The 11,811-nt window shown below is 67.1% G+C and carries 15 protein-coding genes; 6 read left to right on the top strand and 9 right to left on the bottom strand.

The annotated features are described in order from the left end of the window. A partial coding sequence (locus D7V88_RS04980) for a hypothetical protein (RefSeq protein ID WP_147448622.1) occupies nt 1-339 on the bottom strand: 339 nt, incomplete at its 3' end. Nucleotides 340-407: 68 nt separating this feature from the next. On the opposite strand from D7V88_RS04980, the gene D7V88_RS04975 reads away from it, so the two are divergent. Together D7V88_RS04975 and D7V88_RS04970 are read left to right on the top strand one after the other, a co-directional pair. Continuing rightward, nucleotides 408-758, top strand: a complete 351-nt coding sequence (locus tag D7V88_RS04975; protein WP_147448621.1) for a hypothetical protein — start codon at nt 408-410, stop codon at nt 756-758. Nucleotides 759-1,232: 474 nt separating this feature from the next. Next, nucleotides 1,233-1,862 (top strand): hypothetical protein, encoded by a 630-nt coding sequence (locus D7V88_RS04970; RefSeq protein WP_147448620.1) that lies wholly within the window; start codon nt 1,233-1,235, stop codon nt 1,860-1,862. A 15-nt stretch (nt 1,863-1,877) separates the two neighbouring features. Here D7V88_RS04970 and D7V88_RS04965 read toward each other — a convergent pair whose 3' ends face one another. The 3 genes from D7V88_RS04965 to D7V88_RS04955 are packed head-to-tail and all read right to left on the bottom strand — an operon-like array spanning nt 1,878 to nt 3,739. Next, on the bottom strand, nt 1,878-2,354 hold the full coding sequence (locus D7V88_RS04965) for a hypothetical protein (RefSeq protein ID WP_120539437.1): 477 nt from the start codon (nt 2,352-2,354) through the stop codon (nt 1,878-1,880). A gap of 49 nt (nt 2,355-2,403) precedes the next feature. Next, nucleotides 2,404-2,928 (bottom strand): hypothetical protein, encoded by a 525-nt coding sequence (locus tag D7V88_RS04960; protein ID WP_120539436.1) that lies wholly within the window; start codon nt 2,926-2,928, stop codon nt 2,404-2,406. A gap of 40 nt (nt 2,929-2,968) precedes the next feature. Next, nucleotides 2,969-3,739, bottom strand: a complete 771-nt coding sequence (locus D7V88_RS04955) for a hypothetical protein (RefSeq protein WP_147448619.1) — start codon at nt 3,737-3,739, stop codon at nt 2,969-2,971. A gap of 134 nt (nt 3,740-3,873) precedes the next feature. On the opposite strand from D7V88_RS04955, the gene D7V88_RS04950 reads away from it, so the two are divergent. After that, a complete protein-coding gene (locus D7V88_RS04950) occupies nt 3,874-4,266 on the top strand; it encodes a RidA family protein (protein WP_120539434.1) in 393 nt (130 codons plus the stop codon). 79 nt (nt 4,267-4,345) lie between these two features. Here the strand turns inward: D7V88_RS04950 and D7V88_RS43615 are convergent, their stop codons facing one another. The 3 genes from D7V88_RS43615 to D7V88_RS04940 all read right to left on the bottom strand — a co-directional run bounded on the left by D7V88_RS43615 (nt 4,346) and on the right by D7V88_RS04940 (nt 6,367). Further along, a complete protein-coding gene (locus D7V88_RS43615; protein ID WP_167509810.1) occupies nt 4,346-4,516 on the bottom strand; it encodes a hypothetical protein in 171 nt (56 codons plus the stop codon). Between the two features lie 112 nt (nt 4,517-4,628). Next, nucleotides 4,629-5,417, bottom strand: coding sequence for a hypothetical protein (locus tag D7V88_RS04945; RefSeq protein ID WP_120539433.1), 789 nt, complete (start codon nt 5,415-5,417; stop codon nt 4,629-4,631). Nucleotides 5,418-5,497: 80 nt separating this feature from the next. Beyond that, nucleotides 5,498-6,367: a hypothetical protein gene (locus D7V88_RS04940; RefSeq protein WP_147448618.1), complete on the bottom strand. Its 870-nt coding sequence runs from the start codon at nt 6,365-6,367 to the stop codon at nt 5,498-5,500. Nucleotides 6,368-6,551: 184 nt separating this feature from the next. On the opposite strand from D7V88_RS04940, the gene D7V88_RS04935 reads away from it, so the two are divergent. Beyond that, the gene (locus D7V88_RS04935) at nt 6,552-7,265 is read left to right on the top strand and encodes a hypothetical protein (protein WP_147448617.1); all 714 of its coding nucleotides are present in this window, start codon (nt 6,552-6,554) and stop codon (nt 7,263-7,265) included. A 57-nt stretch (nt 7,266-7,322) separates the two neighbouring features. Here D7V88_RS04935 and D7V88_RS04930 read toward each other — a convergent pair whose 3' ends face one another. Continuing rightward, the gene (locus D7V88_RS04930; protein ID WP_147448616.1) at nt 7,323-8,198 is read right to left on the bottom strand and encodes a hypothetical protein; all 876 of its coding nucleotides are present in this window, start codon (nt 8,196-8,198) and stop codon (nt 7,323-7,325) included. Nucleotides 8,199-8,401: 203 nt separating this feature from the next. After that, nucleotides 8,402-8,782, bottom strand: coding sequence for a VOC family protein (locus D7V88_RS04925; protein ID WP_120539429.1), 381 nt, complete (start codon nt 8,780-8,782; stop codon nt 8,402-8,404). A gap of 130 nt (nt 8,783-8,912) precedes the next feature. Between D7V88_RS04925 and D7V88_RS04920 the strand changes: the two genes are divergently transcribed. Both D7V88_RS04920 and D7V88_RS04915 read left to right on the top strand, forming a co-directional pair. Next, nucleotides 8,913-9,689 (top strand): hypothetical protein, encoded by a 777-nt coding sequence (locus D7V88_RS04920; protein WP_147448615.1) that lies wholly within the window; start codon nt 8,913-8,915, stop codon nt 9,687-9,689. After that, nucleotides 9,686-11,806: a hypothetical protein gene (locus D7V88_RS04915; protein ID WP_120539427.1), complete on the top strand. Its 2,121-nt coding sequence runs from the start codon at nt 9,686-9,688 to the stop codon at nt 11,804-11,806. The genes D7V88_RS04920 and D7V88_RS04915 overlap by 4 nt, the downstream gene beginning before the upstream one ends. Nucleotides 11,807-11,811: the final 5 nt, after the last annotated feature.

The raw sequence follows: 11,811 nt of genomic DNA, 5'->3' as shown, positions 1-11,811 counted from the left end.
GCCCTGGGGCGGCTGGGGCAGGTGGGCGCGCACGCGAGGGGGCGCGTCTCCGGGAATGGCGACGCTGAATCGGCGCGGGTCGAGCTTCGTGAGGGGCAGGGCGGTGGGGTTGCCCTCGGTGAAGAGCTGGACCTTGGCGGCGAGCGGGTCGGTGTGGGCGGCGAGGTCGCGGCCAAGCTCCGCGTTCACCTCGAGCTGGAGTCCGAAGGGGCTGCCGAGCAGCAGGTCCTTGATGCCCAGGGACGCGCGGCCGAGCACGGGCGTGTTGCCCGGGAAGTAGAACGTGGCCTCCTCGATGGCGATGCCCTGCCAGGAGGCACTCTGTCCACGGGCCAGCACGGCGTCGGGGGTGACGGCGGTGGAGCTGTCGATGAACGACCTTGCGGACCGTGACGCCGACGTTCCCCATGACGAAGTGGGGCGGCTCGAACCAGCACTGGAAGACGGCACCCGCGGGAGCGTCCGGGTCGAAGGAGTCGGGGCTGTCCACGAACCCGGTGTCGAAGCTCCCGTCGGCGCGCAGCTCGAAGCGGAAGACGCCGCTGGCGACCAGCCGGACCTTGCGGCCGTTCACGTCCTTGACGAGGTGGGCAGGGTGGACGCCCTCCGCCGGCACCCACTGGGCGGCGGTGAAGGGCATGGGCACCGACACCCGGTTCAGCAGCAGGTCGAGCGTGAAGCCCGAGGGCGAGGGCTCTACCGTCTGCCCGGTGCCGGGCGTGGCGCGCCGGAAGGCGAGCTGGAACGGGACGCCGTAGCGAAGGTCGGACGTATCGACCGCGCGTCCCGCATGGGGGGGGCAGGGTGCCCAGGGGGGAGCGCAGGGTGCCCTGGTGGATGAAGGCGTTCGGGCTCTCCAGCGTCCGGACATCGAGCACCGCCAGTTGCTCGAGCACTCGGGCCACATCGGCGGGCACCATGGAGAGCGAGCCCGGAGGCGCCCAGCCGACGAGGTCGAGAATGCTGATGCCCCTGCGCAGGTCCGCCATGCCCACCACCCCTCAGGGGCCGGCATGGTGAAGTCCTCAGCAGGTCGCTGCCACGTCCCCCCGGTGTGGCGTCAGTGTTGAGGACAGCGCTTCGCACATGAGCCGCGGGTGCTGCGTGATTGCCATTGAGACGGGGCCCGCCAGGGGGTTGGCAGGGCCGGAATCACCCGGGATCGCGAGGGGGTTTCCCAAACGAGAGGCGTCTCAAGTTTCCGGTCACCCAGCGAGCAAAGGGGCTTTCCCATGAGGGTCGAAAGGCTTCTGGCAGCACTGCTTGGCGCACTACTGATCTCCAGCACGCCGATGACCGCGGCGGCCCAGGCGCCGAGCTCCGATGTGCGGACTCGTGCGGAGGTCCGCACCCCCGGTACCTCGCTCGACATCACCTGGGACCAGCCGATGCCGGCCGCCGAGTCGGAGGCGTTGACGAAGAGCCTGCAGGGCGCCGTGGAGGAGGAAGGCGTTCAGACCTTCATCCCGAAGCCCAACGGCAATGGGCCGCACTACGACGTCGTCAGGTGCGACAAGGCGAACCACATCTTCACGGACCGGAACGGCATCTTCAGCGTCCGCTACAACTGCCGCTTCAACAACGTCAACTGGGGGTTCAGGGTTTCGCAGAAGCTCGTGGCCATCGCTGTCGGAGACATGAGGGAGTCTGGAATGGTCTGGCATACAGCCACGAAGAAGCTGGGCCAGAACGGGCACCACACCGTGCCCATCTACTACCAGCTCCACGGGACCCAGGGCGGGGTCAAGGATGGTGACGTCTTGCATTGGTCCGACAGGATCTCCTTCCGCGTCAATGCCGGTGGCCGGGAAGGGACCGCCGTCCTCAACATCGGTGGAACCTTCAAGATCGCCCGTCGGTGACGGCCTGGAGCGCTGCTAGAAATCGTCCTTCTTCCTCGGGAACTTGTTCTTGTCCGCGATGCGATGCAGCAGCGCGAAGTTCGTGAGCCGTCCGGCGGCCAGGGACTGCTTCTTCGCGTCGTAGAAGTTCTGCTCACCGCAGCCGAAGCACACCACCACATCCACCCAGGTGTCGCCGCGCCAGAAGCGCAGGGCCATGTCCGGGTTGAAGGTGCACATCATCCGCCCCTTCTTGGGCGTGTTCTCCGGAGAGGTCCAGCTTGCGGCCAGCTCCTTGAGCTCCTCAGGCGTCAGGTCTTGACCCTTCACGGTGAAGACGGCCATGCCCACCCGGGGACGCGTGTCCTCCGTGGGAGGCGTGTCTGGGGTGGGGTCTATCCGGGCTCGGTACACCTCCACGCGGTCCGGCTTCTGGAAGAAGTCGGCCAACGTCGGTGGGTTCGCGCACGCCAGGAACGCCAGCGAGTACAGCGGAATGAGGAGCTTCACCATGGTTCAAGCCTGACAGCGATTGCCTGGACCTGACAACCCCCTCCGGCGCTCAGCTCCAGGCCGCCCCTTGCAGCATCGCTTTCAGCCACGGGTAGCGGTGCTCGACCTGCAACGCCTGACACCACTGTTGGAAGTATTCCGCCAGCCTGACACGATGGGCGTGGGTCCGCGCGTGGTGCAGCTCGAAGTCCTTGCGATTCTGGACCTTGTCGCCCACGAGCATGGCGTTGACCTCCACCAGGGGCGACAGCCGGATGCCCTCGGGAGGCAGCGTGGCACGGGAGAGGTAGGCATTGGCCACCGACCGGTACTCCATCGCGAGCCCCAGCACGAAGGCCCCATCGGGAACAGGTTCCACGGCCTGGGCGACCCGTGCGTAGTGGTCCCGCAGGTCCTCGTCGCCCTGGACGAGGGGGTGCAGGCAGAACGCCCGCATGGCCTGCGGTGATGCCTGGGTGCGCAGCATGACGGCCAGGCCTTCATGGATGTGATTCATGAAGGGGACCTGGCTGCGGCTGGCGCGTTGCTGGCCGTAGAAGTCCTGGACGAGCCCGTGTTCAACGCTCTGAAGCACACCGGAGACTTCAAGGGCGGCCCAGGTCGAGGGATGCAGGTCAGGAGGCGGTTGGCCTGGCATACGAGCGAGTCCTCCTCCATGTCTGGAGCGCCACCCATGTGGCACAGCAGAGCGTCGCAAGCGCTCCGGAGATGCACGCGAGGATCCCCAACGCCAGGGCGAACATCCGAAGGTCCGGCTCGTAGGGTTCCGCCCAGCGCTCGCTCGTGCCAGGCCGCGAGAGATGAGGCGCGAGGTTCCAGAGCAGCACGGCCATCGCCAGGAGTCCGCCCGATGCGAAAAGCCAGGCGCCAGGCGACCGCGTCCAGGCCGTGACGTGCCGGCCAACTTCGGCGGGGCCCTGAGGAGAAAGGACCCTGCGCAGCCACCGCCACAAGCCCCACACGATGGCACCCGCGACGAGCAGGAGCGTCGCGAGGAGGCCGATGAGAACACCGTAGACGAAGAGCGGGGCGGTCATCGAGCACGGTCCAGCACCCAGTTTCCCGTCGTCAGTCCTCCTCGCAACGAGGAGATAGGTCCATCCCGTCTGGAGATGGGCGCCACAGTCGCTTGAGCTCTCGACAGTGCTGGCCCAGAGTTCCACGGGGCGCTCAGGCCACGAGCCCCGCAGGAAGAGGAAGGGGCGAACTCGCAGCAGTCGCTCCCGGATGAAGAAGCGCTCCCTCCGGGCACCCCCGTCCCCCGCGTCAACGGCCCCGATGAAGATGATGGTTTGCGCATCGGCGAGCTCCAACTCCAGGATGTTCCGCGTGGGTTCGCAACTGCACGCAGCCGCCGTCGCGGGGACGAGGAACACCAGAAGCACCGAGAGACGAGCCCATCGCATTGTCACGAACATAGCCTGACGCGAAGTGGGGGGCGTCGGCCTGCCTGGACACCGCCTCCGGACTCTATCCGGTAGGGTCCCGTGTAGACCCGAGCAACCCAATGGAGAAACCCATGACGTCAGCGAAGCACCAGCCCATCGTCGCGCCTGGACTGCCCAGGCCCGCGGGCCCGTACTCTCCCGGCATGCAGTTGGACCGGCTGCTCTTCATCTCCGGACAGGCCGCCCGGGACCCATCCACTGGCGTGCAGGCGGAGGGAATCGAAGCGCAGACGGAGCAGGTGTTGCGCAACCTGGAGCGCATCCTCGTGGCCGGCGGCTCCAGCCTCCAGCACGTCCTGCGCTGCGGCGTCTTCCTGGTGGACATGCAGGAGTTCGCCCGGATGAACGTCGTCTACGAGCGTGTCTTCGCCGGCCACCGGCCCGCGCGCACCACCGTGCAGGTGTCCGCGCTTCCCGACGTCGGCCTGCGCGTGGAGATTGATTGTATCGCCTACGTGCCTTGAGCCTCCTGGCACGGGGCGCACCCTGGAGCTCCGCGCCCACCGTCCAGCGCGGAGCTCCCAGCATTGAAGCGAAGGCGCCTTAGACCGGCGGCGGGTAGGGGCAGATCAGCGCGCCGGTGATGGGATGCCGATAGCAGCCCGACGGCAGCTCCGCGGCCTGAGCCGTGCCCGGAACCAGGGTGAGCCCCGCCACGCCAACGCCAGCGATCGCGGAGAGAAGGGCAACGATGCGAAGGGTCTTCTTGGACATTCACGCACTCCTGAAAACGAGTCGGTACAGCGAGACCATCCTACCGCTTGCGGCCACTGCCCGGCACCCTGGGGACATCGCGAGCCGCGCGCGCCGTCCGGCGCGGCAGGGCTCAGTCGGGTCGCGATGCCAGCGAGCGGCCCGGTTGCCCGATGAGGTAGGTGATGACCACTCCTGGCGCGCGATGAACGCCGCTGCCCCATCGGTATCCATCGGTGTCCAGCCCCGTGGTCAGCTTCTCGAGCTCCTCCGGCGTATAGGTCCGCAGCGACGACACCAGGCCGTCCCAGAGGATGAGCAGCGGAATGATGGGCACCAGGTAGGTGAGGACTAGGCGCCACCCGCGCACCGGGCGGATGAGCAGGGTGAAGATCCACACGAGCGGTACGACGAGCAGGAACTGCACGAGGAGGTACGGCAGCGTGCGCTGGGTCAGCTCGTAGGCGGCGAAGGGGGCCCCGTGCGCGGCGGCGTCCGCGAGGAGCGCCCGGGCCTGCTCCGGGGGGAAGTGGTGCAGCCCCTCGAAGAGGGTCCTCACCCCCGTCAGCTCCTCGGGGATGCGGGTGGCGTCAACCGGGGTGTCGCGGTAGTACGCGCCGGGAGGCAGCTCCTGCACCGGGGTGGGATGAAGGTCGGTGAGCACCACCTCGGCTTCGCTGTGCACCGCGTGGAGTGCCGGAAGCAGGGTGCGCCACGGGCCCCCCGTGCCGGAGCAGAGGTCGACGATGCGATTCGTGCCCGCCGAGCGCAGCAGCTCCGCCAGATGCGGCACCACACTGTTGTAGGGCCGCACGCGGTCGAGCACGACGCGGAGGTAGTCGACCTCGCCCCGGCGCAACAGCCCGGGCAGCCACGGTTGGTCGAGGAATTCGAAGAGCTGCAGGCGGGGGAGCAGAGGCATCGAGCAGAGGATAGGGCCAGCTCGTGGCGCCCGTCCCCTGAATCAGGCGCCCTGCTCACGGCCCTCCGGTCGCGACGCCCTCAATGCCCCAGCGCCCTCAGGTCGAACTGGGCGGCGTCCGTGCTCACGCCCGACAGCGTGTAGAAATCCACGAGGTTCTTGTGGAAGTCGCGCGGGTCGAGCCGGAACAGCATGAAGTCCTGACCCTGGACCGAATAGTCCACGCCTCCCATCTTGAGCGTCCGGCGCTTGCCGCCCAGCGGGTCGTCATACTTCCCGGCCGCGAAGGTCCGCACCGTCGCCGTGTTCAGCAGGGTGAATGTCTGGAATATCCATTCCCGTTGAGCCAGGCCGATGAATGAGCGGATCTCCCGGAGCCTGTCGATGTGGTCGCAGGGGTCGCCACGCTTGCGCGAGCGAGGGGATGCCAGCCATTCGTTCAAGGTCAGGAACGGCATCGCCTCGTTACAGTTGTTCTGGTAGTGGTGGTAGACATAGTTCCCGTCCATCCTCCCGGGAGGCAGGTAGAGGACGTAGGAATGGCCGAGCGGCTTCGAGTCCACCCGTAGCAGGTAGTGGTGTTGCTCGGACCGGCCCCGCAGACGGAACTTCACGAACTCGAAGTCCGACATGATGGAGGACGGAGCCTTCCTCCTCTGCTCCGACAGGTCTGTTTCAAAGGACTTGAGCAGCATGCCGCACAGCCAGTTCGCGAGCTGGCCACACGTCTGCGGCAGGTAGATGGGTGGAAACGGGAGGGGATGCTCAAAGTCGGGGCAACTGAAAGGCCACATCGCATCGAGTTCCTGTCGAGGGTCCTCGGGCGCGCCTTCCGCGGTGGCGCGCGCTGGGGGCAGGCCGATGGCGTACCAGGCATTGAGCTTCTTGAACCGGGGCTCCCTGCTGCTGCAGTCCGCCACGAGTTGCCGTATCCATGTATCCAGATCCATGACGAACCTCCCGTGAGACGAAGCTCCCTCACGTCAGCCGGTCGTGTCCATGGCGCTCTGCCAGGAATCCCCTCAAAAGCGCTGATGGACCCCTCGCGTCCGAAAACCTCACGGCGCGTGGATTCACAACCACTGCTCCCCTCCACTACGTTTCCCCGCTCCTGGAGGTCGGAGGGGGGTGCGCATGGATTGGAAGAGCGTCAGGGTGGCCCTGGTGGTGGTCGCGGTGCTGGGCGCGGGCGTGGCATGGCGGCTGTACCAGCAGTGGCGACCCATGGACTACGACCGCATGGTGGCGGCCATGAGCGCGAGCAGGCCCACCACCGGCATGGAGCGCTACCTGCGGCATTGGGCCCTGGCCACGAAGGCCCACCCTGAAATCCGGCAGTGGTTCGACGCCACGCCGACGATGACCCAGGTCGAACGGGATCAGGTGTCGAAGCAGAAGACGCGGGACGGAATGAACCGGCTCTCCGACAAGGACCTGGTGGACCGCATGGAGCTCCTCTCCCAGATGGTGGAGAAGTTGGGGGTGAAGGACTGCGCCGCGTTCGGCCGTGGCGGCATCAATCCGGAGGTGCTCGGCCGGATGTTCAATCTCATGGACGACGCGTCCCTCCAGCGCTTCAGCGGCATCGTGGTCAATGCGATGGCGGCCGACCTGCGGCAATCCCCTCCGGCCCGGAAGGCCCTCCAGGAAGACGTGGAGCAGGCCTTCATGGAGATGGGGACCCACCTCACCCAGGAGGATGCCCAGCGGATGGCGGACAACCTCCAGGACATGGCCTCTCTCCCGGACGACGAGGCCTGCTGGACGGCCCGGCTCCTCTACCGCGAGGGCAGCGAGCTGAAGGGCCGCAACCGTCGCAACCTGGCGCTGGCGCTCATCAACGGCTGACCGCGCACCGGAAGCCAGACTCCGAGCCCTGGGATGAAGCCCGTGGGCTCACGGTCCTCAGGCCGCGCGGGAGAGCCCCCGGCGCTCCACGAAGGCTTGCAGCTCGGGCCACCGGGCCACCAGGACCTCGAAGTCGCCAGGGCGCACGGGCTGCAGGGAGGCCAGCGTGGCATCGATGGCGGCAGCGTGGATGGCCGGGTCCAGGGCATCCAGGGCGAAGGCCCTGAGGAGCTTGAGGCGGCGGGCGTCCCGCCCCACCAATGCATCCGCCTCGCCCGGCCGCGCGTCCAGCGCCGCCACCGCGTCGGCGGGTTTGCCCTCGCGGCAGAGGAGCGCGACCTCCGGAAGCAGCGCGTAGATGGGAGGCAGCTCGCCGTCCCGCTTGCGGCCCTCCTCCAGCCATGCGCGCGCGGAGGCGAGGTCTCCCTGGGCGAAGCGCGCCGTGGCAATCAGGCTGGGCATCCATCGGTGCATCGCCGGCACGGAGCCTCGCAGCTTGCCCGAGCGCTCCGCGGAGCCGAAGAGCTCCAGCGAGCGCGCGGCGTCTCCCTTCGCGAACTGGCACTGACCCATCATGGCGACCGACACCGCGCGCTGCGCTCCCTGGGTGCTGCGGCGGGCGGCTTCCTCGAAGCGGAGGGTGGCTGCCTGTTCGTCACCCGCGCTGAAGAAGGAAATGCCCTCGTTGTAGGCCGCTGCCCAGCGGCGGATCCGCCAGTAGAAGAAGGCGAACAGCACCAGGAACACGGCGACGATGAGGGGGATGAACAACTGCGGACCCATGGACTCGCTGAGCCCGCCTCCGCCGCGGCTGGCATGGTTGTAGGCGACGAGGAAGACGACGACGGCACCCAGCCAGATGAGGACCCGTTGCCCCGAGAAGACTGGAAAGGGTTTGAGGTGAGGCTCTTTCGGCAGGGGAAGTTCGTTCACGGGGGAGTCCATGGCGTGGTGGGCAATTCCTCTCGTATCCTAGATGGCGCTTCACGTGCCACCTCTCGACGGACGAAGAGGCAGCCGGACGACGCAGGCCCCGCCCAAACCCTGACAGCGAAGGGAGGGCTGCGTTCCCAAAGCCGTGCCTCACTTCGGGAGGGAGAGCCATGGCCCGGGGGCCCCCCTTGCGTCGGGCCAGCTCAGCCGCGGAAGACCGCTTCCATGTTGTTGCCGTCCGGATCGAGCACGAAGGCCGCGTAGTAGCCCTGCGGGTAGCCGGTGGCGGGGGAGCGAAGCCCGGGCGCTCCGTTGTCCGTCCCACCCGCCGCCATCGCGGCCGCGTGGAAGGCGTCGACCTCCGCCCGGCTTCGGGCCGCGAAGGCCGTGTGTTGCTTCACGCTGTGCGGATGGAAGCGATCGATCCAGAAGATGGGGTGGTCGCGACCGTACCCGATGCCATCGGTACCAAGGTCCTCGGGAAGCTGCATGACCCGGCGGAGGCCCAGCGCTCCCAGTGCCGCGTCGTAGAAGGCAGCGGAACGGGCGACGTCCGCGACGCCAATGCCAGTGTGGTCGAGCATGGGCAGGCACGTACCAGAGAACCCGCTCGGTCGTGAAGCAGGAGCCTCTGGCCCTCCGGTACGTGTCATGGAGTGGGCCTTCCGAGCGCGGGCCGGTTCTCCTATGCTGACCCGCGGGGGGTACATATCGATGGGATGGAAAAAGCCCGTGGGGCTCGCGTCATCGCTGAGCCCGTTGGTCGTCCTGGCCTTGCTGTGTCTGGCCTTTCCTGCGCATGCGCGTGACTGGTTCGTTCGCGCGGGCGCCGTGGGGGGCGACGGCTCCCGCGAGAAGCCATTCCGTGACCCCTTCCAGGCCATTACCGAGGCCATCCGCGTCACGGGAGGCTTCGGCACCCGGCCGGCCCAGGTCCGTGACAACACCGTCCTGTTCGTCTGGAACCGGAGCCGCCCGCACGATGGCTCGACCTCAACGGGCAGCGGGCTCGCGCTGACGGGCAACGCCCCGGCGGTGGTGGAGGGGAACGTGTTCCAATACATCGACAACTTCGCGGTGCGGGCTGACTCCCGGCTGAACGAGGTCGTGCTCACGAACAACGCGTTCTTCCGAAACTGGGCGGCGTTCCGTTCGACGCAGGGCATGCCGCCACCGACGGTGGACGAGAAGTCCATGCAACTGCTCGCGGACCTTCCCTTCAAGAAGGCGGAAGGGAACGTGGTGGCGGACGGCGGCTTCGACATCGATCCCGCCTTCTATGCGAGCTGGTTCGCCCGGACCTCGCAGTTGACCAGCCTGTTCACCCCCGAGGAATGGAGCCAGGTCGCGCCCCGACAGATGGGCGGCGAGCCGGCGAAGCCGGGTGTGGGCCGCGCACTTGACTGGAAGGCGGCAGCGAAGCTGTTTCCGAAGAACGCCCGCGTGAAGGGCGCGCGTCCGAAGCCACTGGAGACCGGGAGCGATCGATGAAGAAGACCCTGACCCTGGCGATGCTTTCGCTCCTCGTCGCCGCGCCCGCCTGGGCGGATGAAATCGACGACCGGGTGCGTGCGATTGACGACAACCTGTCCCGCATCAAGGACAAGCTCGACGGAATCGTCTCCGATTCGAGCTCCAGCGATATCGACTCCGCCCTGGATTACCTGAACACGGTCAAGAGCGAGGTCGACCGGCTCAAGTCGCTCGACCCGCAGAGCGACCCGGGCAAGTCGATGGTCTATTACTATCCGGACTGGATTCCGAAGTTCCGGGAGTCGGCGCAGGCGCTGAAGCGGATGAAGGACTTCCAGGTGAAGGCCGACGAGTCCCGCCTGTCCGAGCGTTGCTCGGAAGCGGACCGGAACCTGCGGGCGTTCATGCAGAACTTCGTCGAGCGCAAGGACCCGAACGGGGTCTCGAAGGTCTCCGAAGAGGCCGACAAGGTCGGGCGCCAGTACTCCGACGAGTACAAGCGCATGCAGGAGGTCCACGGTGAGATGGACCGCGCACGTGGGACCGCGAGGTACTTCTCCGAATCCCAGGGCCGCTGGTCGGACGTGAAGGGCGAGCTCCACGACGGCGTGAGCGATATCTGGGATCGCTGGACGCGCCGGATGGAGGAGACGAAGTCGAAGTGCCAGGAGCTGGCACGGGGACGCGAATCCGACGCCGTGAAGGATGCGCTCGCGAAGCTCGGCGACAGCAGCCGGGTGCGCCGGGAGCTTACCGAGAGGATCAACCAGTCGCTCGACCAGGCCGCGGGTGCTCTTTCGGGCGCTGGCGCTCGCACCGGCACGTCGGAACTCGACTCGGCACTCGGCTCCAGCACCGACATCGCGGCCTGGCTTGAACAGCTCAAGAGTGCGCGTGGCGAGGACGACACCGCGAAGCGGATGACCGATGTCTGGCCGGACCGGAACAAGGAGTTCCGCCGCTCGGTGGAATTGCTGAAGCAGGTGAAGCCGCAGCAGTTCTCGTTCGATTCAATCCAGGTGACGTGCAAGACGACCGAGGACCAGCTCATGGGCACGGTGCGGGCCTACCTGGGCGCCCTGGATGATGCCGACGAGGGCGTGAAGGTCGTCACCGAACGGGCGGAGCGGTTCTCCACGGAGACGCGCCAGCAGCTTGAAGCCGCGGAGCGGAAGTTCAGCGAGCAGGAGCGGCTCCTGGAGGAGGCGAAGCGCTTCTCGTTCGACGAAGGGCGCTGGCGGACGGTCCGTGACCGCGTCCAGGAGACCGCGGTCGCCATGCAGCGGCACATGCGCAGCCGGCTCGACGAGTCGAAGGCCGTGTGCGGCAAGCTCGTGCAGGGCACCAACAACCCGGACGTGGTGAACGCGCTCAAGGTGCTGAAGGACCGCGACCTGCTGGTGAAGACGACCCTGGAGCGGGTCGCCCGGGAGTACGAGGAATGGAAGAAGGAGCGCCGGGGCCTGAAGCCGGGCGGGAGGTTCCGCCAGGAGAGCGCGGAGAAGCTCCTCCAGGCCTTCTGTGACCAGGACGAATACCAGCTCGCCGACCGTGTGCAGCGCGTCGCCGACGAGGTGGCGTCCGTGATGGGCAACCTGCAACGCCAGTACCTCGACCGGCTCAAGCGGTTGATTGACGACGTGAAGGCGGTCGAGTCCACCCGGAACCCGACGCTCAAGGCGGAGGTGAACCGCCAGAAGCGGAACATGACCGCGACCTACAAGCGCCTTGAGGATGCGGGGAATCTGGGCATCCTGCGTGGCAGGAACAACCCGCTGGTGAACATGTACCTGGAGAACGGGAACAAGAAGCACCTCGCGCTCCAGACCGGCTGCACGGCGATGGAGTACGAGATTCCAGGGGGGCGCATCGACTGCGTGAACGTCTCGGATGGCTCTTGTGAGGTCATCGAGATCAAGCCCAACAGCCCCTCGGGGCGCTCCGCGGGCGAGGCGCAGATCGCCAGCCGGAAGTCCGTCCTCGAAGACCTGCACCGGAACAACAGACTCGGGGGACTGATGCAGCGCTGCGTGAAGGATGGCAGCCTGAACATCCGGTACCTGGTGAGGTACTACGAGTACTGCCCCGTGGGGATCGCCAACATCGACGTGCAGAACGAGGAGCCCGACGAGTAACGCGC

It is taken from the genome of Corallococcus terminator (assembly GCF_003611635.1).
In the GTDB taxonomy this organism is placed as follows: domain Bacteria; phylum Myxococcota; class Myxococcia; order Myxococcales; family Myxococcaceae; genus Corallococcus; species Corallococcus terminator.
Note: the sequence above shows the minus strand (reverse complement) of the source record. Positions and strands in the feature narration are given on the sequence as shown.

What these genes read in the sequence shown, in the direction of transcription:
- D7V88_RS04925 (WP_120539429.1), bottom strand. Translation starts at nt 8,782, where the DNA reads ATGCTCGACCACACTGGCATTGGCGTCGCGGACGTCGCCCGTTCCGCT.
- D7V88_RS43615 (WP_167509810.1), bottom strand. Translation starts at nt 4,516, where the DNA reads ATGTCCAAGAAGACCCTTCGCATCGTTGCCCTTCTCTCCGCGATCGCT.
- D7V88_RS04950 (WP_120539434.1), top strand. Translation starts at nt 3,874, where the DNA reads ATGACGTCAGCGAAGCACCAGCCCATCGTCGCGCCTGGACTGCCCAGG.
- D7V88_RS04940 (WP_147448618.1), bottom strand. Translation starts at nt 6,367, where the DNA reads ATGGATCTGGATACATGGATACGGCAACTCGTGGCGGACTGCAGCAGC.
- D7V88_RS04920 (WP_147448615.1), top strand. Translation starts at nt 8,913, where the DNA reads ATGGGATGGAAAAAGCCCGTGGGGCTCGCGTCATCGCTGAGCCCGTTG.
- D7V88_RS04945 (WP_120539433.1), bottom strand. Translation starts at nt 5,417, where the DNA reads ATGCCTCTGCTCCCCCGCCTGCAGCTCTTCGAATTCCTCGACCAACCG.
- D7V88_RS04975 (WP_147448621.1), top strand. Translation starts at nt 408, where the DNA reads ATGACGAAGTGGGGCGGCTCGAACCAGCACTGGAAGACGGCACCCGCG.
- D7V88_RS04915 (WP_120539427.1), top strand. Translation starts at nt 9,686, where the DNA reads ATGAAGAAGACCCTGACCCTGGCGATGCTTTCGCTCCTCGTCGCCGCG.
- D7V88_RS04965 (WP_120539437.1), bottom strand. Translation starts at nt 2,354, where the DNA reads ATGGTGAAGCTCCTCATTCCGCTGTACTCGCTGGCGTTCCTGGCGTGC.
- D7V88_RS04970 (WP_147448620.1), top strand. Translation starts at nt 1,233, where the DNA reads ATGAGGGTCGAAAGGCTTCTGGCAGCACTGCTTGGCGCACTACTGATC.
- D7V88_RS04935 (WP_147448617.1), top strand. Translation starts at nt 6,552, where the DNA reads ATGGATTGGAAGAGCGTCAGGGTGGCCCTGGTGGTGGTCGCGGTGCTG.